This is a genomic window from Roseibium sp. (assembly GCF_048261595.1).
Lineage (GTDB): Bacteria > Pseudomonadota > Alphaproteobacteria > Rhizobiales > Stappiaceae > Roseibium.
In genome coordinates, this window is the sequence record NZ_JBLXFW010000003.1 from 26,248 (window position 1) to 51,088 (window position 24,841).

A 24,841-nucleotide genomic window follows, 5' to 3' on the forward strand; every position below is an offset into this window, starting at 1 on the left:
TGCGGAAGCCATCCTAGTCTCCTCCCGAATGGTCTGAAATCCTGGGAGGAGATAGATATGACCAGCGTTCTCATTCTGGGCGCAGCGGGCATGGTTGGGCGAAAGCTGACCGAGCAGCTCGTACGCAGCAAACGACTCCGTGGTGCCGAGATCAGCAAGCTGTCACTGGTCGACGTTTTCGCTCCGACTGCCCCGGCAGACTCTCCTTGCCCGGTCGAAACCCAGGCGGTCGATTTCTCGCGTACTGGCGTGGCAGAAAGGCTGATCCAGTCGCGGCCGGACGTGATCTTCCATCTGGCCGCAATCGTCTCGGGCGAAGCGGAAGCCGACTACGACAAGGGCTACACGATCAACCTGGATGGAACACGAGAGCTTTTCGAGGCGATACGGAACGCCGGTGACGGCTACTGCCCGCGCGTCGTCTTCACATCATCGATTGCCGTCTTCGGCGCACCCTTCCCCGATCCCATCCCGGACGACTTCCATCTCACACCACTGACCTCCTACGGAACACAGAAGGCCATCGGTGAGATGCTTCTGTCCGACCTGACCCGACGCGGCATGATGGATGGCATTGGCATCCGCCTCCCGACCATCGTCGTCCGACCGGGCAAACCCAACAAGGCAGCGTCAGGCTTCTTTTCCGGGATCATCCGGGAACCATTGAACGGGCAGGAGGCACTGCTTCCCGTGACCGAAGACGTGATGCACTGGATGGCGAGCCCGCGCGCCGCCGTCAACTTCCTGATCCATGCCGCCGAAATCGAAGGCGAGGCCATCGGGACGCGCCGCAATCTTACAATGCCCGGACTGGCCGTGACTGTGGGAGAGCAACTTGAGACCTTGCGGAGGATCGGCGGCGAGGCACGCATGAAGCTCGTACGGAGAGAGCCTGACCAGACAATCGCCGGTATTGTTGCGGGCTGGCCACGGCGCTTCGACGCAGCGCGCGCGAAAAACCTCGGGTTTGTAGCCGATGAGTCCTTCGACGCCATCGTCAGGGCCTATATCGAGGATGAAGGCATTCCAGTCTGACAGAGACAGCTGAAGGGCGCCTAAAAGCGGATGCCCTTTGGCCGCTCACCGATATAAGCAGCACGGGGCCGGATGAGTTCACGCGCCTGATACTGTTCGAGTGCATGGGCGATCCAGCCCACCATTCGTCCGGCGCAGAACAGCACCTTGCCGGCATCCGGCGGCAGGTCGAGCGCGCGCTGTGCAACGGCGAGTGCGAAATCGATATTCGGACCAACGCCAAAGAGCTCATCAGCTGTCCCGACGATTTCGCGCGCGACTGCGATGAAGGGATCGCTTGTCCTTCTAGATGCAAGCAAGTCCAGGAGACAGGCAGCCCGCGGGTCCGTAGCCGAGTAGATCGTATGCCCGAAACCCGGCAGCGGTTCTCCGCGCTGCAGGCGGGCGTTCAGCACAATCCGGACATCCTCTACATCCCGGATTTCGGAGAGCCACGCGTTGACCCGGTCTATCGACGCCCCATGGCGGGGTCCTGCAAAGGCACCGACGCCCGAGATCAGCGCCGCGTGCAAAGGGGCGCGCGTCGAGGCAGCACAACGGACCGCGAAGGCGCTGGTGTTCAACTCGTGATCGGCGGACAGAACGAGGGCCGCACGCAACAGGCCTTCGACTTCCGGGTCGACCTGCCATGCTGCCCCAATCCCCTCATGAACGGTCGCCGAGCTGATTGGAACACCAAGCAGGGCTGTTACTCCAAGACGTAAGAGAGCTCCGCCTTTGCGGCGCAAAAGCCGGGGCGACAGCGTATAGGCCGAGGGATCCAGCGTCGGCCAGACCGCAAGCGCAGCCATGAGGCGCTCCAGCGGTCCGGCACCTGCCGGAAAATCCGTCAATACCGGACCAAACTCGCTGGCGAACGGATCATCGGAGCAATCCCAAAGCAGGGTCGCAACCGCTTCCAGACTCGAGGTCGCCGCCAACTCGAGCGCCGGAATACCACGATAGAAGTGTCCTTCATCAGTGATCAGTGTCAGCCGGGTTTCCAGGATAGGATCGTTTGCCGAGGGGCTCGTCCCAACTTCATCGCCCGGAGATTTCCGGTCCATCAGGCGACGGACGTCTGCCGCGTCGTAGCGCCGTTGCTTTCCCGGACCAGGGACCGACCGAATAAGGCCCCGGCTGACATAGGCGTAAAGGGTTGCGGCCTGAACACCGAGTTCGGCGGCCGCTTCACGGGCAGAGAGATAGATCGGAGAGCTCATATATTGATTGTATTTATCAATATTGACGATATCAAGCTTTGCAGAGTTTAGTCGCCGCAACAACAAGGAGAGCGACATGACTCACCCCCTCAAACATTCCGGCCTGGCTCCTGCGCCCGGCCTCGAAGGCCTTGTGGTGGCACAGACCGCCCTGAGTGAAGTCGACGGTCAGAAAGGCGAACTGATCCTGCGCGGCAGACGGATCGAAGAGCTTGCCGGCACGATGCCGTTCGAGCATGCGGTAGGGCATTTGTGGACGGATCTGGTGCCAATCAGTCAGGGCGACCTCCAGACCACCTTTGCCAAGGCCCGCATGCTTGCAATGGCTGCCGTCCCCGCGATGTCTGAAGCACCGCGCGAGCTGGACATCTACGAACGCATGCGATTGGGTATTTGCGCCCTTCCCGTCGACCTTGAGCTGACGTCTGCCGAACGGATTTGCGGCGCAATTCCCGTGATCCTGGCAGCAGCGGCAAGGCTGGAGAACGGGGAACAGCCGGTGGCGCCCGATCCGCACCTGGCAACGGCCGAAGATCTCTTGCGCATGCTGAGCGGAACACGCCCAGAGGCTTCGGCTGTTGCAGCGCTGGACCGGTATCTCGTCACCATTCTTGACCACGGTCTCAACGCGTCGACCTTTACCGCCAGGGTGATCGCCTCGACCGGGGCGGATATGAAGGATGCCATCACGGGCGCCATGGGTGCGCTCAAGGGTCCATTGCATGGCGGCGCTCCCGGTCCCGTGCTCGACATGATCGACGCAATCGGAACGCCGGAACGCGCCGCAGACTGGATAGCCAACGAACTGAGGGAAGGCAGGCGCCTGATGGGTTTCGGGCATCGCGTCTACCGCACACGGGATCCGCGTGCCGACGTCCTTAAGGCCGGTCTAGCGCTCCTTCCACAGGACAACCCCAAGCTCCGCAGCGCCGAAGCCATCGAGCGAGCCGCGCTGAACGCACTTGCGATCGCCAAACCTGACCGGCGCCTGGACACCAATGTGGAATTCTACACGGCGGTCCTTCTCAATGCGATCGGCATTGACCGCCAGCTCTTTACGCCGCTTTTTGCCACGGGACGTGCACCTGGATGGTGTGCTCACGTCATTGAACAACAGAAGACCGGCAGACTGATCCGGCCATCCTCGGAGTATATCGGCCCGATGCCGGGCTGAGCTCTTCGACCGTTTCCAGAGGTTGCCAATAAAGAAAGGCCGGAGCAATGCCCCGGCCTTTGGAAGTTGCCCGTCCCAACTTCTATCGGTTGGTGATGATCTCCGGCCCCATCAGGCTGTAGGGGAGCCAGGTGGAAAGACCGGGGACATAGGTGACCAGGATCAGGAACAGGAACAGGATCAGCACAAAGGGCGCCGAAGCCCGCACCACCTGGATCAGGCTCATGCCCGTGATCCCTGACGTGACAAAGAGGTTCAGGCCGATCGGTGGCGTGATCATGCCGATCTCCATGTTCACCACCATGATGATGCCGAGATGAACCGGATCGACGCCCAGCTCGATCGCGATCGGGAACACGACCGGAGCCACGATCAGCAGCAGGCCGGAGGGCTCCATGAACTGTCCGCCAAGCAGCAACAGCAGGTTGACCGCGATCAGGAACGTGAACCAGTTGAAGCCGGCACCGATCATCCAGTCGGTAATCGCCTGCGGGATACGCTCGGACGTCAGCACATGGGCAAACAACATCGCGTTGACGATGATGAACATGAGCATGATCGTCGTCTTGGCAGCATCCGTCAGGACCTTCTTTGTGTCCTTGTGGAAGCAGCCCGGGACAAAATAGATCACGGTCAGGATCAGGTTCCGGACAAAAGCGGCGGGAATGCTCTCACCATCCTTGCGCATGGGCACTTCCTTGAGCGGACCCATGTCGCGGTAGATGAAGATTGCGATCAGGAAGGAGTAGACCGCGGCCACGGCAGCAGCTTCCGTTGGCGTGAAGACCCCGCCATAAATTCCGCCCAGGATGATCACGATCAGCAGCAGACCGAAGGCGGCTTCACCGGCTGCCTTCGAAATTTCGCCGAACCCGGCGAACGGCTGCTTCGGCATGTTCTTCATGCGCGCGTTCACATAGATGGCGATCATCAGCATGAGACCGGCAACCAGCCCCGGAATCACACCAGCAAGGAACATGCGGCCAACGGAAACATCCGTCGCGGCTGCATAGACCACCATGACGATGGACGGCGGGATCAGGATGCCGAGTGTGCCCGCATTGGCGATGACGCCAGCTGCGAATTCCTTGGTGTAGCCGACCTGACGCATGCCTGCGATTGCAATGGTGCCGATGGCGACCACGGTTGCCGGCGACGATCCGGAGAGCGCCGCAAACAGCATGCACGAAAAAACCGCGGCAATCGCAAGACCACCGCGCACATGGCCAACACAGGCGATGGCGAAGCGGATGATGCGCCGTGCGACACCGCCGGTCGACATGAAGGCCGACGCCAGAATGAAGAACGGGATCGCCAGCAGCGTGTAGTTCTGCGAGGCCGTGAACAGCTGAAGGGCTACCGACGAGATCGAATCGTTGGAGAAGATGGCGATAGCCATGACGCTGGACAGACCGAGCGAGATGGCAATGGGGACGCCCAGGAACAACAGCCCGAGCACCATGATGAAGAGGATTGCGGCTTCCATTGTTTCTACCTCAATCCTTCAGAATGTCTTTGTTTTCAGCAACGAGATCCTCGGCCTCGTGGGCCGCGATCATCATTTCGCGCTCGCCGGTAATGATCTGCCACGCCGCCTGAATGCAGCGGAACAGGAACAGGGCAAGGCCAACCGGGAGAATGATGTAGGCGATCCAGCGCTGGACGCGCTCCTTGGTACCGAAGTTCTCGATGACATAATCCGGATAACGCAGGTCATCGAGGCCGATGCCGATCTTGTACATCTTCATCCAGTAGTCGATCGCACCGCCACGAGTGTTGAGACCGAAGACGTGCAGCCATTCCGAATAGAGCAACGTACCGGCATAGACGATACCGCACAGGGCTCCGAATACCGCAGCAACGCGGAAAAGTGGCTTGGGCAGGAGACGGATGACCGCATCGACGCCGAGATGGGAGCCGATTTTAACGCCATAGCTCATGCCAAAGAGGATCAGCCAGGCGAACAGGATTCGTGTGAATTCAAGGGCGCCGGTCCAACCGGAGTTGAAGCCATAGCGGGCGACCACCTGGGTAAAGGAGACGATGGTCATCGCAGCCAGAAGGAAAGCGAGAACGCCCTCCTCAAAGCGCGTGACCCAATTGTCGACGCGTTGCATGAGTTTCCCCCGAAACAGGCCCTGCCGGGCATGTTATTGATCGTGTCTTTTATTGATGCCGGTGCAGGCCCCTGTCGGCAATCCGGCTATTTGTCTGTATGGGGCGTGATGGAGGGCCGAACGGGCGGCCCTCCATCTTCAAGCCGTAATCAGCTTGCGCCGTTGGAAGCAACGGCAGCGTCGATCAGGTCCTTGCCGATGTCGCCTTCGAACTTGTCCCAAACCGGCTTCATGGCATCAACCCATGCCTTGCGCTGTTCAGGTGTCAGTTCGCGGATCGTCGAACCTGCGTCCAGGATACGCTGACGGTTTGCACCTTCCTTGGCCGCGACTTCACCGTTTGCAGCAGCCGTGACTTCCTCGACGATCTTCAGGAACTGGTCACGAACGTCTGCTTCCAGGCTGTTCAGCCACTCGTCGGAAGTGACAAGCAGGTAGGCCAACAGCTGGTGGTTGGTTTCGGTGATGCCGTCCTGAACTTCGAAGAACTTCTGGGTGTAGATGTTGGACCAGGAGTTTTCCTGACCGTCCACAACACCGGTCTGCAGGGCGCCATAAACTTCCTTGAAGGCGAGCTTCTGTGCGTTTGCGCCCATGGCTTCGATCATGGCAACAGCCACGTCAGAAGTCTGGACACGGAACTTGAGGCCTTCGGCGTCGGCCGGAACGTTCAGCGCCTTGTTGGCCGAGAACTGCTTCAGACCGGAGCTCCAGTAGCCAAGGCCCTGGAAGCCGTATTCGGTCATGGAGCCGAGCAGAGCCTTGCCGTCAGCACCGGTGGTGAAGCGCTCGACAGCGTTCAGGTCCTGGAACAGGAACGGCAGATCGAACAGACGGAACTTGAGGGTATAGGCTTCGAACTTCGACAGGGACGGAGCAGCAAGCTGAACGTCACCGAGCAGCAGGGCTTCCATGACCTTGTCGTCATCGAACAGCTGAGAGTTCGGGAACACCTGCATGCAGGCCTTGCCGTTCATCTCTTCGTTGACGCGATCCGCAAGCATCGTCGCAGCGTCGCCCTTCGGGTGGCCGGTAGCGGCAACAACGTGGCTGAACTTGATGACGATTTCGCCGTCGTCACATGCGTCGGCAGCCTGCGCTGCACCTGCAAATGCGAAGGAAGCTGCGGCAGCCGCAGCAAGAACGAACTTTTTCATGAAATGTCCTCCCAGACATTTTTCTGACACTCCGGCAGGCGGACGCCCCCGGTAGCGCGATTTTCACGCTGGAGCGAAGTTAGCAACGTGCGTGCCAATTCAAAAAAATGGCCGGAAGTTAACGAATGTTAGGAGATCTCTTGACGAAATACCTCTCACAACACGCCTATACGTGTCGGTTTCGACCCAATCCAAGATAGCAATGTGTCGACATCGACACATTCGAGTGTACAAACACAGGCTAATCGGGGGTCAAAGAGCCGTCGCTGGCCTGATGGCGGAACCGAAAATCCAGGCGTGCAAGCTTGTCCGGGTTGCGGACAATGTAGATCTGGCCAACCGTGCCGTCCTCATTGTAGCCAAGGGTCATGACGGCATGAACCCCGTCGTCCGCGACTGCAACCAGACCGAAGAGGCCGTTGACTTCCCTCTGCACCAGTCTGATGGGACCCCAGTACCTGCGAAGAGCCTTCACCACAAAGCCACTCACCTCGCGAGGCCCCTGGAGCACGCGACTGATGGTGACCACCTTGCCACCGCTGTCGGCACTCAGGCTGACATTTTCCGCGAGCAGTTGGGCGAGCTGGTCGGATCTGCCGGTTTCAAGCGCCAGCTGAAACGCCGCGAGGAAGGCGGCCTGTTGATCCGCGGAAGGCCGGAAGCGGGACTTTTCTTCACGCACAGACCGAGCCGCTCGCGACACGAGCTGACGACACGAGGCCTCGCTCAGGGTCAATGTGTCCGCAACCTCCTTGTACGGCTTGCCAAATACCTCGCGCAGAAGGAAGGCCGCTCGCTCCTTTGGCGACAAACGGTCAAGCAACAGCAAAAAGGCGGTGGTAAGCGACTGCGCCCTGTCGAGATCGTCCTCCGGACTTGCAAGTGTCTCCGTCTGCAGCGGTTCGGGAATCCAGGGACCGACATAATTGAGCCGGTTTCGCGACGCGGCCTTGAGAAGGTCCAGGCACCGATTGGTGCAGACCGTCGTCAGCCAGGCCTCCGCATTTCGAAGCTTCGACACATCGACAGATTGCCACTTCACAAACGTGTCCTGAACCGCATCCTCAGCATCGGCCAGACTGCCCAGCATCCGGTAGGCGAGCCCCATAAGCTGGGGCCGCGCCATCTCGAAGACCGCGGTCTTGCCACCGATGTCATCGCTGGCCGTTGTTGCCATGTCAGTGATTGGACACTCCCATTCGGTTCCACAGGTTGATCATGGCGATGAGCGCCGTGAGTGCACTGATCTGAGCATCCGAGTAGTGCTTTTGCAATTCCAGTCGCAGGTCCGCGTAGCCGGTCCTGTCATCCAATTCTGTCAGCGCTTCTGTCCAGTCGAGGGCCGCGCGCTCTTCCGGCGTGAAATCGTTCACGTGCCGCCAGACGATAAGACGTTCGACCCGCTCGTGCGTGTCGCCGTGCTTCAGGGCTTCGGAGGTATGCATCTTCACGCAATAGGCGCAATTGTTCAGCTGGGAGGCCCGCAGCTTCACCAGGTGGTAGAGCGTATCACTCAGGCCCGACTGGCGGATCTGGGTTTCGGTTTCAAGAAAGGCCTTGAGGATATGCGGCACATTCTTCTGATGGTCGACAATGGCAACTTGGTTCATTTGAGCCTTCCGGAATGAAGTTTGCGGGACTTACATCCGGACGACGAACCAGCTTCTGCTTTTGTGACTCAGATTCGAGAATTTTCGGGATATGCCGCGGACATCCGTGCTCGGGTCGCCAGCATTTCAGCCGGAGGTGTCCATCTCTTCCTTGCCCAGGCCGTATTTTCTCATCTTCTCGTAAAGCGCCTTGCGGCTCAGGCCAAGGTTTTCATAGGTCGTCTTGATCGAACCGGCGTTGCGCTTGAGTTCAGCCGCGATCAGGGCCTTCTCGTAGGCAGCGACCTGATCGAACAGGGTGGAACTTGCGCCCGGTTCCGGTTCACCCTGATCTTCGAGCCCCAGCACGAAACGGTCGGCGACATTGCGCAGTTCTCGGACATTCCCGGGCCATTCACGCGCCATCAACTTGGCCAGATAGCTGTCGGACACATCCGGAATCTCGCGGCGGTAACGAGCCCGCGCCTCGACAGCCAGATGCTGGAACAACAACGGGATATCCTCAAGGCGGTCACGCAAGGGCGGAATCGACACGGACACCACGTTCAGCCGATAGAAAAGGTCGAGACGGAAGCGCCCCTGTTTACCTGCCTCCTCGAGGTCCTCCTTTGTCGCGGCGATGAAGCGGACGTCCAGATCGATGGACCGGTTTGAGCCAAGCCGTTCGATCGTCCTCGTCTCGATCACGCGCAGCAGCTTCACCTGAAGCTCAAGCGGCATGGATTCGATTTCGTCGAGAAAGACAGTCCCGCCGTGAGCATGTTCGAGCTTGCCGATACGCTGGCCGCTGGCACCCGTGAAAGCGCCCTTCTCATGGCCAAAGAGTTCGGATTCGATAATTTCAGCGGGCAGGGCGCCGCAATTGAGAGCGACAAACGGTTTCGCCCTTCGCGGGCCTTCGTCGTGCAGCGCCCTCGCAACGACTTCCTTGCCGGAACCTGTTTCACCAAGGATGAGAACGTCCGCATCCGTCGTTGCGAGCGCCAGCACCGTCCGTCGAAGCTGATCCATGGCGGCGGTGCGTCCCACCAGACGTCCCTCGATGCCGGAGCGGTCGGCCAATTCCTCGCGAAGCTTCCTGTTTTCCAGAACCAGGCGGCGCTTGTCGAGTGCTCGTTCGGCCACAGAGGCGAGGCTGGTGACCGAGAAAGGCTTTTCCATGAAATCGTAGGCACCGGAACGCATGGCCTCCACGGCCAAAGGCACATCGCCGTGCCCGGTGATCAGAACCACGGGAAGGGCGGGGTCGATTTCCAGTGCCTTGCGCATGACCTCGAAGCCGTCGGTTCCCGGCATGCGGATATCCGTGACCAGAACGCCGTAGAAATCACGCTTGATCTTTTCAAGAGCAGTCTCGGGATCGCCGGTGGCGACCACCTTGTGACCGGTCAGCTCAAGCCCTTGTGTGAGCGACGCGCGCAGATCGTCTTCGTCGTCGACCAACAGGACACAGGCCTGATCCATGGCTGTCTATTCCGCTGCTAATGTTTGTCGCCCGGCCTCGGGCAACCGCATGACGAACAGGGCGCCGCCCGCTTCGTCGTTGCTCGCCGAAAGAGTACCGGAAAAATCGTGGACGATCTTGTAAGCGATGGAAAGGCCGAGGCCTAGTCCCGCTCCGACTTCCTTTGTCGTGAAGAACGGCTCGAAGATCTGGGACATGACCTGAGGGTCGATGCCCGGCCCGTTGTCGCGAACGCTGAGAACAGCAAAGCCGCCCTCGAGACGAAGATCCAGAGTGATACGCGGATCGGAAACAGCCTTCACCGCATCCACTGCATTCGAAACCAGGTTCATGACAACCTGTTCGAGGCGGATGCGGCCGCCACTGACGATAATATCCTCATCCGGGATCGAGGTCGTAAGTGTCACTCCGCTGCGCTTGATCTGAGGCATCAGCATGAGCATGGCCTCATCGATCACCTGGCGTAGGGAAACCGGCTTGATTTCAGTGCCTGACCGGCGTGAAAAGCCCTTGAGCGTCCGTGCGATCTCGGCCATACGGGCGACCATCTCGCCAATGCGGCCAAGGTTGGCCAGCGCCTTGTCGGGTGTGCCCCGGGCAATGAGCATTTCGGCGATTTCCGCATCCGAGCGAATGGCCGCGAGCGGCTGGTTGTACTCATGACTGAGGGCTGCCGACATCTTGCCGAGGGTTGCCAGCTTTGCTGCCTGAACAAGTTCGGCCTGTGCTTGACGCAGGTCGGCTTCTGCCTGCTCGCGATCGCGAACCTCCTGCTCAAGTCGGGCATTGGCCTTTCTGAGTTCGGTCGTACGGCTGCGAACACGGCGCTCCAGACGCAGAGCTGCGGCCTTGTCACGGCGAAGGCGCCGGGTCAGTTCCTCGCGCCGAGCCAGCATCGCCCAGACGGCCCCGCCTGCAATGACACATAGCAACAGCGCAATGACCATGGCACGGGCGGATTGGCGACGCGCTTCGGTCGTGTCGGCAAAGATCAGGACTTTCCACCCCAGAACCGGCAGGCTCGTGGTCAGTTCCATGCGGCTATGGGTCTGCCGACGGTCTGCAAGCTGTACAAAGTTCGCCGGATCACCCTCCTCAAGCACCAGCTGGATTTCGCGATCGGTTTCCACTTCACGGACGTTTCGACCACGCCAACTTGGAATATTGGAGACCAGGACTTCGCCAGCCTCGTCGGCGGCGATGATCGGGTCCTTGCTGAGCGCCCAAGCCTGTTCCACGCCCGCCAGTGAGACCCGGACGGCAAGAACGCCCGCAATAACTCCGTCGACCCGCACCGGAGACGCAAAGACATAGTTCGCCGGCGCTTCCGGCGTTCCGCGAAGGAGTTCGCGCCCTAGCTGACCCTGCAGCGCCTGCGTAAAAGCCTGAGGAATGGCGCTGGCTCCGCGGAGCGCAACCGAGAGGCCTGTGGTGTTGCTGGACGCGATGGCCGACCCGTCATCTGCCAGGAACCAGACTTCCTCCGCACCTGCCATGCCGGCGGCAAGCGCTGCAACCTGACGGCCGGTGAACTGATCTGCCGACGCCACGATATGCACCGCATCGGGGCTGCGCGCGACAAGCGGCGCCATCAGGCGAAACTTGTCCAAGAGACCCTCCAGAACTGCCGACTGGACCTGAAGGCTTGCCTCCGCGCGGGTTTGCACGTCTCCAAGGAAAAACCGGAGACTGGTGGCTCCCGTCAACCAGACAATCGCAAGGCTCGCCGCCAGCACTATGGCGATGGCAAAAAGCCTCAAGCGAAAGGCAAGCCGGCGTCTCATCACGGTTTTCATAGGCTGCATCATACCAGCCTTTGGGCGGGATCCGTATCCCCACCGATGTCCCTGTCGGGGCCGCCTGCCACATTTGCAGGGACGGGCGCGCTCTGCCGGCGGTCAATCGCGACGCTCTTGATCAGGAGATGAACGGTTCGTCCCGGATGAAGCCCGAGATCCGCCGCCGATGCTCGGGTCAGGCGGGCGCGCAGGCTTTGTCCGCCGACGGCACAGAGAACTTCGGTGTAGGGTCCGGTCTCATCGGTAATGGCCCGCACCGTTCCGGACAGGACGTTTCGGATGCTGATCCCGGTCGGCGGAGCCGTCGCAATCGCCACGTCGCGAGCGCGGATGCGAAGGCGGATGGCCTCACCGAGGTCGGCGTCGAGGCCCGGAACCTGCATCACCTGCCCCCCGCCGAGGTCAACCGAGCTCAGGCCCCACATCCGGTCGATGTGAGAAATCCGGCCCTGAAGGAGCGCGCTTGCCTCATGCCTGCCCGTCGCGCGGCCTAGATCAACGCGGGCCAGAATATCGGCAACCGGACCATGGGCAATGGTTTTCCCGCCCGATACGATGACGAGGGTCTGGGACAGGCGCGCGACTTCTTCCATGGCGTGGCTGACATAAAGGATCGGAATTCCCGCCTCGCTGCAGAGCCGGTCGAGGTAGGGCAGGATGTCCGATTTTCGTGCCTGGTCGAGAGACGCCAGCGGTTCATCCATCAGCAGGAGCCGAGGATCGGACAAGAGAGCGCGGCCGATTGCGACTCGTTGCCGTTCACCGCCAGATAATGTGCCCGGCTTGCGCTCCAGCAAATTGCCAATTCCAAGCAGATCGACAACTTCGTCAAGCGAACGGGTATCCCGGCGGCCACCCGCCCAGCGCGAGAATGTCAGGTTGGATTTCACTGACAGATGCGGGAAGAGACGGGCGTCCTGGAACACATGACCGATGCGCCGACGGCGGGCGGGAACGTCAATCCCCTGCGCGCTATCGAACAACACATCCCCATCCACGACGATGCGCCCCTCGTCCGGTCTCAACAGCCCGGCGACCATATTGGTGATGGTCGACTTGCCCGCCCCGGATTGCCCGAAGAGTGACGTGACACCCGCACTGGCCGTGAAGCTGGCCTCCACGGCAAAGCTGCCGGCCCGGCCATTGATGTCTACCTCAAGCATCCACGCCTCCGATTTTCTGGCGCAGACGTCTCGCCCAGACTTCCGAGGCAATCAGTGCGGCAAATGCCACGAACGCGGAAATCAGCGTCAGCCGGAAGGCCGCCAGATCGCCCGATGGGCTTTGGGTTGCCGTGTAGAGGGCCAGCGACAACGTCCGGGTCTCGCCGGGAATGTTGGAGACGAAGGTGATCGTCGCACCGAATTCGCCCATCGCCTTGGCAAACCCGAGAATGGCTCCGCCCAGAATTCCGGGCAATGTCAGCGGCAAGGTGACGACGGCAAAGGAGACAAGCCGCCGTGCGCCAAGCGAAGAGGCAGCCTGTTCCAGTTTCGGATCGACCGCCTCGAACGCAAGCCGGATGGGGCGGACCATGAGCGGAAAAGCCATTATTCCGGCGGCCAGGGCCGCACCGGCCCAGTTGAAGGCGAAGCTGATCCCGAAGGTTTCAGACAGGAACCTGCCAGCAGGGCCGTTCTTGCCGAAGGCGAGCAGGAGCAGATAGCCGGTGACCACCGGAGGCAGGACCAACGGCATATGGATCAGCGCATTGATCACGCCATGCCCCGGGAACCGCCATCTGGCGAGGGCATAGGCAACGGCAATGGCCAGAGGCAGCGAGAAGGCGAGGGCACTCAAGGCGACCTTCAGGGTCAGGGTGAGGGCCTGCCATTCCTGTGGCTGTAGCTGAAGAAACGCCAAACCGAACCATGTCCCCCGCGATGCCGATCCCGTGCCGGCTCACGGCCGGGTGGCAAATCCATAGTCCGCAAAAATCGCCTGCGCCACGTCGCCGGTCAAGAAGGCAAGAAAATTCGCGCCCAAAGAAGCCGTGCCGGAGACGAGTCCAGCCGGGTAATGTATGTCGGGATGGCTGGAGACCGGGAACTCGGCAACGACTTTCACCTGTCGTTCCACCGTGGCGTCCGAGCCGTAGACCACTCCAAGGGGTGTATCGCCCCGGGCGACCGAGGCAAGCGCAACCCGGACATTGTCCATCGGGGCGAGACGGCCTTCGACTGCGTCCCAAAGTCCGATAGCCGTGAGTGCCGCCTTTCCGTAGCGCCCGGCCGGCACGGTGTCCGGATCGGCTATCGCGAGACGGCCGTTCCCAACCCGGGCCGCGATTGCTTCGGACGTAAGTTCAAGACTTTTGGCATCCGCTGGACCGACGAGCACAAGGCTGTTGCCAGCGATAATTGTGACCGTCTGCGCATCGACTGCACCACGCGACGTCAGATAAGCCATCCACTCCTCGTCCGCCGAAACGAAGACATCTGCTGGCGCCCCGGCCTCGATCTGCCGCGCCAGGGTCCCCGTACCAGCGAAGGAGAAGACAATTTCCGTTCCGGTCTCCTGCTCGAAGGACGCACCAACCTCGGTCAAGGCTTCACTCATGCTCGCCGCAGCGAAAACGGTGATCCTGTCGCCCGCGGCCGCGGGAGAGGCGACACAGGCCAGAGCCCCGACGATGGCGGACATGATCCGAAAGACGCGCATGTTTGACCCGATACCTCCACGTGGACGCATCGAAACTAGTCGGAGTTTCGCAAATGTCCATGCCATCGCGCATCCGCTAACGGCAGGTTTTATCGTGTGGCCCGCCTGTCCTCGCGGATCATCTCCGCGCCCTTCTCGGCGATCATGATCGTGGGAGCATTGGTGTTGCCAGAGGTGATGGTTGGCATGACAGACGCGTCAACCACGCGCAGTCCGGAAATACCGCGCAGGCGCAAGCGCTCATCGACCACGGATGTCTCATCGGTTCCCATCCGGCAGGTGCCCACGGGATGGAAAATGGTGGTGCCGATATTACCGGCTGCCTTTGCCAGCTCCTCATCGCTTTCGAGCTGGGATCCCGGGAGATACTCCTCCGGATCATGTTTGGCCAGGGACGGGGCAGCCATGATCCGCCGTGTCAGGCGAATGGAGTCGGCGGCAACCTTGCGGTCGGCCTCAGCGGACAGATAATTCGGCAGGATTTCCGGCTGATCATTCCGGTTCGGCGATGTGATGTGAACGTGGCCGCGGCTTTCGGGACGCAGGTTGCAGACGCTCGCGGTGATGGCCGGGAAGTCGTGCAACGGGTCTCCGAACTTGTCGAGCGACAGCGGTTGCACGTGATACTCGACATTGGCGGTCTCGAAGGACGGATCGGACTTGGCGAATACGCCGAGCTGGCTCGGAGCCATCGACATGGGACCCGTGCGTCTCAGAACATATTCGAGGCCGATTTTTGCCTTGCCGAACCAGTTACCCGCCATCTGGTTCAACGTCACCGCATCCTTGATCTTGTAGATCGTGCGCAGCTGCAGGTGGTCCTGCAGATTCTCGCCGACACTCTTCAGATCATGGGTCGTTTCGATGCCAGCCTTCTTCAGCACCTCCGGATTGCCGATGCCTGAAAGTTCCAGAAGCTGCGGCGAGCCGATGGCACCGGCCGAGAGGATCAGCTCTCCGGCGACCGAAACCCTTGCAGCCTCGCCCTTGACGCTCAATTCGAGCCCAGACGCCCGGCCATCTTCGATCACTATGCGGCTCGCATGAGCCTCAGTGATGACCTTCAGGTTCGGACGCTTCATCGCCGGGCGCAGGAAGCCCTTGGCGGTGTTCCAGCGGATACCCGACTTCTGGTTCACCTGGAAATAGGAGACGCCATGGTTGTCACCGGTGTTGAAGTCATCGATCTTCGGAATTCCGATTTCCGAGCAGGCGTCCCGGAAGGCGTCGAGAACTTTCCATGACAGGCGCTGCTGTTCGACCCTCAACTCGCCGCCCTGACCATGCAGGTCGTCCTTGAGGTCGTAGTGATCCTCGGATTTGCGGAAATAGGGCAGGACGTCGTCCCAACTCCAGCCGGGCAGGCCGAACTGGCGCCAGCGGTCGTAGTCCCGCGCCTGGCCTCGCATGTAGATCATGCCGTTGATGGAGGAGCAGCCCCCCAGCACCTTGCCGCGCGGATACATTAGCGACCGGCCATTGAGGCCCGGATCCTTCGCAGTGTGGAATCCCCAGTCGGTGCGCGGGTTGCCCATGCAGTAGAGATAGCCGACTGGAATGTGCACCCAGATGTAATTGTCACTCTTGCCGGCTTCCAGCAGCAGCACCTTCGCATCCGGATCTTCCGAGAGGCGATTGGCCAGAACGCAACCTGCGGATCCGGCACCAACGATCACATAGTCAAAGGTTCCCAGATCGCGCATTTTGTCTTCCCGCCAAGCAGTCGTTTCCCATGCTGGATGGAGCCACGGGCAACGCCAAAGGACAAGGGGGAGTTGCGCACATCAAGACTATAGTTTGCGCACATCAACACTCGTATTCGGCAGTTCTAATGCGCAAATATGCGAGGTTTACGTAAAAATTACGGGGATGCTTCAGAATCACCACCGGCTCGGTCAACCTCCGGAGACACATCGATGACACCCGCATCCAGACTGCTGGAAACCTGCTTTGTCGGCGTGTACCGACCTACCGCCCGGCTCTATCGGCGGTTCAATACCTTGATCGGCGCCGGCATACTGGCGCTGTTCGGCCTGATGGTCGCCGCGGTCGTGACCGTCTATCCGGTCTCCAACTGGGACATGATCGCCTATACGGCGGTCGTTCTGGAGGATCGTGTCACCGATCCGGTCGAGATGCATGATCAGGCCTTCGGGCTCGTCCGGGAGAACCTGAGCCCGGGCGAGTTCATCGTGCTGACCGAGGATCGGGACTATCGCATCCGGCAATATGAAGACCCGGCCGCATTTGCAACCATGCTCGGCTTTTACCGGCTGAAGATTGCCTATGTCGAAACCGCGCGGGCCATCAGCGCCTATATGGATCCGGTGAAGGCTCTCAGAGCGATTTCAACCGCGTCGAGCTTAGCGATTATCGGTATTCTGCTTGTCTGGCTCGCGCGCAATGGGGCGCTGTCCTACGGACCGGTCGTGGTGGGGATGCTGGTTGCGGCGCAGTTCGGAGCTGCCGCGAGCCTGATAACCCCGGACCTTTTTGGCTCGATCTTCCTGCTCCTCGCCGGTTTTCTCTACATCGAACGACGAGACCTGCTGGCGGCGATCTGTCTCGTGGCCGCGCTTTTCATCCGGCCCGACCATCTCGCCTTTATCGGCGTGTTCTTCGTCTTTGCCGCGATCTATGGCCCCGGTCGGTGGATCATGACGGCGACGTTCTTCGTCTCGGCGGCAGCCTACTTCTTCGTTCTCAAGGACGACAGCCATCCAGGCTGGTGGATCCACCTCTGGTTCAGCCACATCGAATATGTGCCGACGCTCGAGGGCTTCGACCCGCCGTTCTCGCCCGTGATCTATTTGCAGATGCTGGTGCGTGCCACTGTGCGCTCACTGATGAACCAGACATGGCTGGCCGCCCTGTTCGGTCTCATCATTTTCTATGCGCGCGCCATCGACCCGGCGCAGCTCGGCACCCGTGTCCGCGCCCTGCTCTTCGGGGTATTTACCTCGATCTGCGCGAAGTACCTTGTCTTCCCGCACTACGAGACCCGGTTCTATTTCCCCTACCTGATGCTTCTCGGCATGATCCTGCTGATCCAGTGGCACAAGCAGGCTGGAGAGGGCCACAAGACCGGCATCCGCTGATCAGTGAGCTTCGTCCCAGTTGTCGGCGGCGCGGGCGTCGACCTGTAGCGGAACCGAGAGCTGCAGCGTCGGCTCGCAGGCCTTTTCCATGACCTCCTTGATCACCGGAATCGTGGCGTCCACCTGATCTTCCGGCACCTCGAAGATGAGTTCGTCATGCACCTGCAGGAGCATTTGCGCGTCGAGCTTCGAGTGGTTCAACCGGTCTTCCATGCGCACCATTGCCCGGCGCAGGATATCCGCGGCAGAACCCTGGATCGGCGCGTTGATCGCCGCACGCTCGTAGAATGACCGCATGTTGGGGTTCTTGGTGTTCACGTCCGGATAATGCGCCTTGCGACCGAAGATCGTGCTCACATATCCGTTGGCGTGAACCTCCTTCTTGCTCGCTTCCATATAGTCCCTGATGCCGGGGAAGCGCTCGAAATAGGTCTTGATGTAGTCGCTGGCCTCGCCCCGGGCGATACCGAGCTGGGCCGCTAGACCGAAGGCGGAAATGCCATAGATGATGCCGAAGTTGATGGCCTTGGCTCTGCGGCGAACCATCGGGTCCATGCCCTCGATCGGCACGCCGAACATTTCGGACGCAGTCATGGCGTGAATGTCGAGGCCGTCTTCGAACGCCTTCTTCAGCTGCGGGATGTCGGCCATATGAGCGAGCACGCGCAGCTCGATCTGGCTGTAGTCGGCGGAAATTAGCTTGTGACCGGGCGTTGCAATGAAGGCCTTGCGGATCTTGCGGCCTTCCTCCGTCCGAACCGGAATGTTCTGCAGGTTCGGCTCTGACGAGGACAGGCGGCCTGTGGTCGTCGCGGCCAACGAATAGGACGTGTGAACGCGCTTGGTCTCGGGATTGATGAAACCGGGCAGGGCGTCGGAATAGGTCGACTTCAGCTTGGACAGCTGGCGCCAGGAGACGATCCGGGAAGGCAGCTCATGCCCTTCGGCGGCCAGATCCTCCAGAACGGAAGCGGAGGTCGACCAGGCACCAGTCTTGGTCTTCTTGCCGCCCGGCAGCCCCATCTTGCCGAACAGAATGTCTCCGAGCTGCTTGGGCGAGCCAATGTTGAAGTTCTCGCCGGCGAGTTCATAGATCTCGCTTTCCAACCCCGCCATGCCTTGCGCAAAGTCGCCGGACAGGCGCGACAACATCTGCCGGTCAACAGAAATGCCGCGCTTTTCCATGCGCGCCAGAACCGGAACCATCGGCCGTTCCAGACTTTCGTAGACCGTCGCCATGCGCTCGGACGCCAGCCGCGGTTTCAGGACCTGCCACAGGCGAAGGGTCACGTCCGCGTCCTCAGCCGCATAGGCCGTGGCCTTGTCTATCTCGACCTTGTCGAAAGTGATCATCGACTTTCCGGAGCCACAGATCTCCTTGAACGGGATCGGCTTGTGACCGAGCCAGCGCTCGGAAAGTTCGTCCATTCCGTTGCCGCCCTTTCCCGCATCCAGCGCGTAGGACAGCAGCATAGTGTCGTCGAAGGGCGATATATCGATACCGTGGCGGGTCATGACCAGCCAATCGTATTTCAGGTTCTGGGCGATCTTCAGGACCGACGGATCCTCCAGCATCGGCTTGAGAACCTCAAGCGCATCGGCCATTGGGATCTGGCCTTCGACCAGACCTCCGCCGCCGAGCAGATCGCCTTCGCCATCAACATGGCCGAGTGGGATGTAGCAGGCCTTTCCAGGGGCCGTTGCCAGCGAAACGCCGACAAGATCCGCCTGCATGGCATCCAGCGAGGTGGTCTCTGTGTCGAAGGCGACGTAGCCGACTTCCAATGCCTCGGCGACCCAATCCTTCAAACGGTCGATTGTCTTCACCGTCTCGTAGGCAGAGGTGTCGATGGTGCTGTCACGGGCCGCTTCAGCTCGGGCATCCGCCACGGTTTGCGGCACCATCATGTCGCCGTCCTTCGGCGCGGAGGCTGTTTCCGCCGCAGGCTCCGGACGGTTGGACGGAGCGTTCTCGGACATCCGGCCCTTGTGGTCCGGCACATCCCAACCCGGTACTTCGAACTCGTCCGGGTCGATATTGGCCATTTCGGCGCCGGTGACTTCGGCAACCCGCTTGGTCAGCGTGGTGAAGCCCATGGCCTTCAGGAAGCCGACTGCCTTCGGCCCGTCGACCTCGGTGACGGAGAGCGCGGCAACCGGCACTTCGACAGGCACATCCTGTTTCAGCGTGACCAGCTTCTTTGAAATGCGGGCCTGTTCGGCGAACTCGATCAGGTTTTCCCGGCGCTTGTTCTGCTTGATCTCGGAAGCGCGCTCCAGCAGCGTTTCCAGATTGCCATATTCGTTGATCAGCTGGGCCGCGGTCTTGATGCCGATCCCCGGAACCCCGGGAACGTTGTCGACACTGTCGCCCGCCAGCGACTGGACCTCGATGACCTTGTCGGGACCGACGCCGAATTTCTCGAACACTTCCTCCTCGGTGAAGGTCTTGTTCTTCATGGTGTCGATCATCGAGACCTTCGGTCCGATGAGCTGCATCAGGTCCTTGTCGCCCGATGCAATGGTAACGCGCGCGCCCATTGCCGCCGCCTGGACCGCATACGTCGCGATCAGGTCGTCTGCCTCGAAGCCTTCCTGCTCGATGCAGTGGACGGAAAACGCCCGCGTTGCCTGGCGGATCAGGCCGAACTGGGGAACGAGATCCTCCGGCGGCTCTGGCCGATGGGCCTTGTACTCGGGATAGATGTCGGACCGGAACGTCTTGGCCGAATGGTCGAAGATGACAGCGAAATGGGTCGGCTCGTCGCCCGGCTCCGGCGTCAGTCCTTCCTGCAGCAGCTTCCACAACATGTTGCAGAACCCGGACACCGCGCCGACCGGCAAGCCGTCGGGCTTGCGCGTGAGGGGCGGCAGAGCGTGATAGGCGCGGAAGATGAAGGTGGAGCCATCGACCAGGATCAGGTGGTCGTCAGCGGTGAGCGCGGGAACGGAGTTATCAGTCGACATGGCGCGGATCATGCCCGCACGCGGCCTGCGTGAAAAGGCCTAATCGGGCTAATCCGCAGTCGAGTGATCACTCGGCCGGCTGGAAGCTCCTTGGCCTAATGCGCGTGCCGTCCAGATAGGCCCACTCGGGACGCCGGAACAGGAACCATCCCATGTTTGTGCGCTCGATCATCCAGAGCAGGATCATGGGACTGGTGACGGCAGCAGCCGTCACGAGAGCGGACACGGTGCCGATATCGAAGTACCCGAGCTTCATCAGAATGATGCGCGTGACCGCCATCGGGAAAAAGAATGCCAGATAGATGACGATCGAGTTCTGACCGAAGTTACGCAGGAACCCAAACGTGCCGGATTTTGCGATCAACGCGCTGGTCAGAATGATTGCCATGGCACCAGCAGCACCAAGCACAAGCGAGACGACCGGCAGTTCGGCCCAACCAGCCGCGACGAGGCCGCCGTTTACGAGTGCCCAACCGAAAAGCAGCATCAGGCTGGAGGAAACGCGGGCGCTCGCCCAGTCCGCCAGGGCAAAAATCCGCGGCGCGAAGATGTAGCCTGCATAAAAGAACACGAAGCGGTCAGTGAATTCGTTGAGCAATCCCCATCCGGTCTGGATGGGCGCGACCTGAAGAACAATTCCGATGCCAAGCATGACCTGCCAGGGGATGCCTTTGTCGTGCGCCAGTTTACAGACCACGAAGAAGATCGGGAGCATGTAGATGAACCAGAGGGTTCCGAACGGCTCCACGAAACTCAGGGCGAAATTGTAGACGACGTAATCCCAACCTTCGTTGGCGACAAACCCTGGCGTCTTGACCGCGAACTGCAGGATAAGCCAGAGCAGATAAAAATAGAGGAAGTGAACGACCTTCCGGTCCAGATAAAGCTTCCAGTCCCGGTTGATCACATTGGACAGAAACAGGCCGGAGATCAGAAAAAAGTCGGGCATCCGGAACGGTTTGGCAAAGGTGACGACCGCATGCATCCAGCCGGTCTGTCCAGCCTCGGCTTCGACACCAAGAACGGAATGCATCATCACAACGAAGATGATGCAGATACCCTTTGCCGTATCCACCCATTCCACTCTGGGAGAGCCCATAGCCTTAACCTTGCCGCGAAAACAATGGCCAAATCCTAGGCTTTTCCTGGGGTGGATGGGTTAAGAGGCGTGGTTAAGATCCCAAAATGGTAAATTTGACAGGTCACATTGACGTGAGGTGATGCTCATGCCCGGTCACAAGCCGTTTTCCAGATGCACCGGAGCGGCGTCCCAGGGGTTCAATCCCGTTCGTTTTTGTTGTCCACCCAAGGGCTGATGCGCTGCTGACCATCCCGATCGGCGCCTGGTGCACCACTCCGCGACCAGTCGCCCTCATCAAGATCGACAACGCCCTCGTCGCCCCGATAGACAGATCCTCCCTGAACGATGGAGACATTTGCACGGGAGATGACAAATCGCGCGATCGCCGAGCGAACCGGCGGAATGAAGAGAGCAAGTCCGAAACCGTCTGTAACGAAACCAGGAATGAGCAGGAACAGGCTGGCGAGGACGATCATCGCGCCGTGCATGATGTCTTCCCCCGGCACCCGTCCGGCATTCATCTCGGACTGCATCCGCATGACCAGCGAAAGACCCTGCTGTCGCAACATCAGCGTTCCCGCAACGGCCGTCAGCACCGTCAGGATCACGGTGGGTAAGACACCAATGGCGCTGCCGACCTGGATAAACACCGCGATTTCGATCAAGGGCAGCAGGATGATTGCCGCCAGAATGTAAAGGGCCACGAAACTTCCGTCGTTTATGTCATACTCTATTCACAACGTAGTCATCCGTCCGGAGGATTACGAGCCTTTTGATGCCGGGAAGCGCCTGTTTGCCATAACAGACTTGCCCTCGGCACTAGATGCTGGTTGAAGAACGCCTTAAATAGGAAGAAATAGTCTGCGTACCGAGGGAAGGGGCCATGACCCCGCTGGTCGGAACGTACCCCTACAGGATAGCCGGTAGCTGCGATGAACGAGATTTTCGACGTTTACAACATCATATTCCTTGCGCTGGCCGTGTTCATCATCTTCCGCCTGCGGTCCGTTCTCGGACGCCGCACCGGCAACGAACGCCCGCCCTTCGACCCGTATTCCAAATCCGAGCGGCAGGAACGCCAAACACAGTCCGACAACGGCAATGGCGGCGACAACGTAATTCCGCTTCCGGGCCAGGACATAGACGAGCCGGTCAATCCACGCGCAAACGATGACGTGGTGATTGAAAAGGTTGCTCCGGCAGGTTCTGCCCTCAACGACGCGCTGCGCAACATACTGTCCGTCGACCGGAGCTTCGAGCCGGAACCCTTCATTCAGGGCGCGAAGGCAGCCTACGAAATGATCGTGATCGCCTTCGCGGAAGGTGACCGAAAGAGCCTGAAGAACCTGCTCTCGAAAGAAGTCTACGAGGGCTTTGTCAGCGCGATCGAAGACCGTGAGAAGCGCGGCGAAAGCATCGATTCAACATTTGTGGGCATCGACAAGGCCGAGATCGTCGAGGCAGCACTCAAGGGCAATCAGGCCCAGGTTACCGTGAAGGTTCAGAGCCAGTTGATTTCCGCAACCCGTGACAAGAACGGTGAAGTCATCGACGGTGATCCGAACAAGGTCACGGAAGTGATTGATATCTGGACGTTTGCCCGCGACACCACTTCGCGGGATCCAAACTGGAAGCTGGTTGCCACCGAATCTGCTTGAGCGATGGGATCCCGGTCCGTCAGAGGCGGACACGCCGGTCGCACGACGCTCGGATTCCTGCTTGGAATATGCATAGCCGCAGGGGTGGGGACTGACGCCGTGAAAGGCATTTCAACAGCGCAAGCCGCTCCCGGTCTCGTTCGAACGTCCTTCGACAAGATCTCCGGCTGGAACACCGATGACCATGCGAGCGCACTTACCGCCTTCGTCCGCGTCTGCCGACAGGCACCTCAGGTGTTCAAGAAAAAGCCGCTCGATCTTTCGTCCGCGCGTGTGCGCGAGCTGTGTGCCCGCGGCGAGGCTGCGTTGGGCCGCGGCAACGAGGATGCCCGCAGCTTTTTCGAGAGCGAGTTCACACCGCACCACTTTTCGAGCTCAGGGTTCCTGACCGGCTATTTCGAGCCGGAACTTCCCGCCTCGCGCATCAAGACCGACGACTTTGCCACCCCGCTTCTGAAGGCACCTGAAGGACTTGTCGCAATCACGGACCGAAATCGGCCGGATGGCTGGGCGAACGAGCTGAGCCACGGTCGCCTGACAGACAAGGGCCTTGTGCCTCTGCCGGACAGGCCCGCCATCATGGATGGCGCGCTGCAGAAAGAAGAGCTCGAATTCGTTTATCTGGCCGATCCGATCGACGCGTTCTTTGTTCATGTTCAGGGCTCAGCGCGATTGAAACTGGACGACGGTTCGGTCATGCGGGTTGGATATGCCGGCAAGACGGGACATCCCTATACGTCGATCGCCAGGGTTCTGGTGAACCGTGGAGAAGGGCGTCCTGAGGATTTGACGGCCTCTGGTCTGCGCAAATGGCTGCAGGACAATCCGGACAAACGCGACGACCTGTTTCGCGAAAACCGCTCTTTCATCTTCTTTCGCGAAGTGCAGCTGGATGATCCGCAGGACGGTCCAGTTGGTTCAGTTGGCATACCGCTTGTCGCCGGTCGCAGTCTGGCAGTCGATCCCACTCACATCCCCTACGGCGCACCGGTCTTCGTCAGTGCCGACATCTCAGGCATTTCCGACAACCCGATTTCCTTTCCCCGTCTTGTCATCGCTGACGACACCGGATCCGCGATCCGCGGCGCGGCCCGCGGCGATCTCTTTGCCGGCTCCGGCGCCGAGGCAGGCCGTATCGCAGGCGAGCTGCGTCACGGCGCAAGAATGACCGTTCTTCTTCCCCGCAAGCGCACCACGCAAGGCAGCAAGGGATGATGGGTCCTAAGAAGCGCAAAAAAGGGCACTTGTCGCCCGAGGACCGCGCGCTGTGGGCGAAGGTGACGAAGACGCTGACGCCTCTGAACCCGAAAACGGCCAGTCAACCGGATGCGGAAGACTTCGAACAGCTTCTGGACCCTCCCAGTGCTACTCCGGCAGCGAAGAAAGCGACAGCGACGGCCATGCGCGCGCCGACGGCGGCGCCTGCTGTTTCAGCTACACCCAAGCCGCCACCGCTTCATCAGCTAGAGCACCGCTATCGCAAGAAGCTCGTGCGCGGCGTCAAGCCGATCGACGCACGCATCGATCTGCACGGACTGACGCAACATCAGGCGCATGAACGCCTTCGCGGGTTCCTCTATAATGCCCAGGCGAGCGGTCACAAGGTCGTCCTGGTGATCACCGGCAAGGGCGGGAAAGGCAAAGGCAACGACTTCCGGCATGACCATTGGGACGACATGGGGATTCTTCGGAGGGCCGTGCCGCAGTGGCTGGCCATGCCCGAGATGCGTCAGGTCGTGATCGGATATGAGGAAGCGCATGTGACGCATGGCGGGGCAGGCGCCCTCTACGTGCGGATTCGCAGACGAAGGTAGAAA

At 60.3% G+C, this 24,841-nt stretch carries 21 protein-coding genes; 6 read left to right on the forward strand and 15 right to left on the reverse strand.

Annotated features, from left to right (window positions below):
- Positions 1–57: 57 nt before the first annotated feature.
- Positions 58–1,035 carry a D-erythronate dehydrogenase gene (gene denD, locus ACN0SY_RS11240; RefSeq protein ID WP_417687230.1) on the forward strand — a complete coding sequence of 326 codons (978 nt, stop codon included), beginning with the start codon at positions 58–60 and terminating at the stop codon, positions 1,033–1,035.
- A 20-nt stretch (positions 1,036–1,055) separates the two neighbouring features.
- Here the strand turns inward: denD and ACN0SY_RS11245 are convergent, their stop codons facing one another.
- Positions 1,056–2,237, reverse strand: a complete 1,182-nt coding sequence (locus ACN0SY_RS11245; protein ID WP_417687231.1) for a citrate/2-methylcitrate synthase — start codon at positions 2,235–2,237, stop codon at positions 1,056–1,058.
- 76 nt (positions 2,238–2,313) lie between these two features.
- On the opposite strand from ACN0SY_RS11245, the gene ACN0SY_RS11250 reads away from it, so the two are divergent.
- A complete protein-coding gene (locus tag ACN0SY_RS11250; protein ID WP_417687232.1) occupies positions 2,314–3,411 on the forward strand; it encodes a citrate synthase/methylcitrate synthase in 1,098 nt (365 codons plus the stop codon).
- Positions 3,412–3,493: 82 nt separating this feature from the next.
- Here the strand turns inward: ACN0SY_RS11250 and ACN0SY_RS11255 are convergent, their stop codons facing one another.
- The 11 genes from ACN0SY_RS11255 to ACN0SY_RS11305 form a co-directional block, all read right to left on the reverse strand.
- Positions 3,494–4,897 (reverse strand): TRAP transporter large permease, encoded by a 1,404-nt coding sequence (locus ACN0SY_RS11255; protein WP_417687233.1) that lies wholly within the window; start codon positions 4,895–4,897, stop codon positions 3,494–3,496.
- A gap of 10 nt (positions 4,898–4,907) precedes the next feature.
- Positions 4,908–5,528, reverse strand: a complete 621-nt coding sequence (locus ACN0SY_RS11260) for a TRAP transporter small permease (protein ID WP_417687234.1) — start codon at positions 5,526–5,528, stop codon at positions 4,908–4,910.
- Positions 5,529–5,677: 149 nt separating this feature from the next.
- Positions 5,678–6,685 (reverse strand): DctP family TRAP transporter solute-binding subunit, encoded by a 1,008-nt coding sequence (locus tag ACN0SY_RS11265; RefSeq protein ID WP_417687235.1) that lies wholly within the window; start codon positions 6,683–6,685, stop codon positions 5,678–5,680.
- Positions 6,686–6,926: 241 nt separating this feature from the next.
- Entirely contained in the window at positions 6,927–7,862 is a 936-nt protein-coding gene (gene sigJ, locus ACN0SY_RS11270; RefSeq protein WP_417687236.1) for an RNA polymerase sigma factor SigJ, read from the reverse strand.
- 1 nt (position 7,863) lies between these two features.
- Positions 7,864–8,295, reverse strand: coding sequence for a carboxymuconolactone decarboxylase family protein (locus ACN0SY_RS11275; protein WP_417687237.1), 432 nt, complete (start codon positions 8,293–8,295; stop codon positions 7,864–7,866).
- Between the two features lie 126 nt (positions 8,296–8,421).
- Positions 8,422–9,759 (reverse strand): sigma-54-dependent transcriptional regulator, encoded by a 1,338-nt coding sequence (locus ACN0SY_RS11280; protein ID WP_417687238.1) that lies wholly within the window; start codon positions 9,757–9,759, stop codon positions 8,422–8,424.
- A gap of 6 nt (positions 9,760–9,765) precedes the next feature.
- A complete protein-coding gene (locus tag ACN0SY_RS11285; RefSeq protein WP_417687239.1) occupies positions 9,766–11,544 on the reverse strand; it encodes a sensor histidine kinase in 1,779 nt (592 codons plus the stop codon).
- Positions 11,545–11,564: 20 nt separating this feature from the next.
- Positions 11,565–12,722: a molybdenum ABC transporter ATP-binding protein gene (modC, locus tag ACN0SY_RS11290; RefSeq protein WP_417687240.1), complete on the reverse strand. Its 1,158-nt coding sequence runs from the start codon at positions 12,720–12,722 to the stop codon at positions 11,565–11,567.
- Positions 12,715–13,422, reverse strand: coding sequence for a molybdate ABC transporter permease subunit (modB, locus tag ACN0SY_RS11295; RefSeq protein ID WP_417687241.1), 708 nt, complete (start codon positions 13,420–13,422; stop codon positions 12,715–12,717). Before modB ends, modC begins: the two co-directional genes overlap by 8 nt.
- A gap of 39 nt (positions 13,423–13,461) precedes the next feature.
- Entirely contained in the window at positions 13,462–14,220 is a 759-nt protein-coding gene (modA, locus tag ACN0SY_RS11300) for a molybdate ABC transporter substrate-binding protein (protein ID WP_417687242.1), read from the reverse strand.
- An 89-nt stretch (positions 14,221–14,309) separates the two neighbouring features.
- Positions 14,310–15,914 (reverse strand): GMC family oxidoreductase, encoded by a 1,605-nt coding sequence (locus tag ACN0SY_RS11305; protein ID WP_417687900.1) that lies wholly within the window; start codon positions 15,912–15,914, stop codon positions 14,310–14,312.
- 222 nt (positions 15,915–16,136) lie between these two features.
- Between ACN0SY_RS11305 and ACN0SY_RS11310 the strand changes: the two genes are divergently transcribed.
- The gene (locus ACN0SY_RS11310) at positions 16,137–17,318 is read left to right on the forward strand and encodes a hypothetical protein (protein ID WP_417687243.1); all 1,182 of its coding nucleotides are present in this window, start codon (positions 16,137–16,139) and stop codon (positions 17,316–17,318) included.
- Here the strand turns inward: ACN0SY_RS11310 and polA are convergent, their stop codons facing one another.
- The 3 genes from polA to ACN0SY_RS11325 form a co-directional block, all read right to left on the reverse strand.
- Complete coding sequence (gene polA, locus ACN0SY_RS11315) at positions 17,319–20,297, reverse strand: DNA polymerase I (RefSeq protein WP_417687244.1); 2,979 nt, start codon at positions 20,295–20,297, stop codon at positions 17,319–17,321.
- A gap of 55 nt (positions 20,298–20,352) precedes the next feature.
- A complete protein-coding gene (locus ACN0SY_RS11320) occupies positions 20,353–21,384 on the reverse strand; it encodes an acyltransferase family protein (protein ID WP_417687245.1) in 1,032 nt (343 codons plus the stop codon).
- Positions 21,385–21,563: 179 nt separating this feature from the next.
- Positions 21,564–22,070 (reverse strand): FxsA family protein, encoded by a 507-nt coding sequence (locus ACN0SY_RS11325; RefSeq protein ID WP_417687246.1) that lies wholly within the window; start codon positions 22,068–22,070, stop codon positions 21,564–21,566.
- Between the two features lie 228 nt (positions 22,071–22,298).
- On the opposite strand from ACN0SY_RS11325, the gene ACN0SY_RS11330 reads away from it, so the two are divergent.
- The 3 genes from ACN0SY_RS11330 to ACN0SY_RS11340 all read left to right on the forward strand — a co-directional run bounded on the left by ACN0SY_RS11330 (position 22,299) and on the right by ACN0SY_RS11340 (position 24,838).
- Positions 22,299–23,024 (forward strand): Tim44/TimA family putative adaptor protein, encoded by a 726-nt coding sequence (locus ACN0SY_RS11330; RefSeq protein ID WP_417687247.1) that lies wholly within the window; start codon positions 22,299–22,301, stop codon positions 23,022–23,024.
- Positions 23,025–23,123: 99 nt separating this feature from the next.
- Positions 23,124–24,239 carry a murein transglycosylase A gene (locus ACN0SY_RS11335; protein WP_417687248.1) on the forward strand — a complete coding sequence of 372 codons (1,116 nt, stop codon included), beginning with the start codon at positions 23,124–23,126 and terminating at the stop codon, positions 24,237–24,239.
- Complete coding sequence (locus ACN0SY_RS11340; protein WP_417687249.1) at positions 24,236–24,838, forward strand: Smr/MutS family protein; 603 nt, start codon at positions 24,236–24,238, stop codon at positions 24,836–24,838. Before ACN0SY_RS11335 ends, ACN0SY_RS11340 begins: the two co-directional genes overlap by 4 nt.
- Positions 24,839–24,841: the final 3 nt, after the last annotated feature.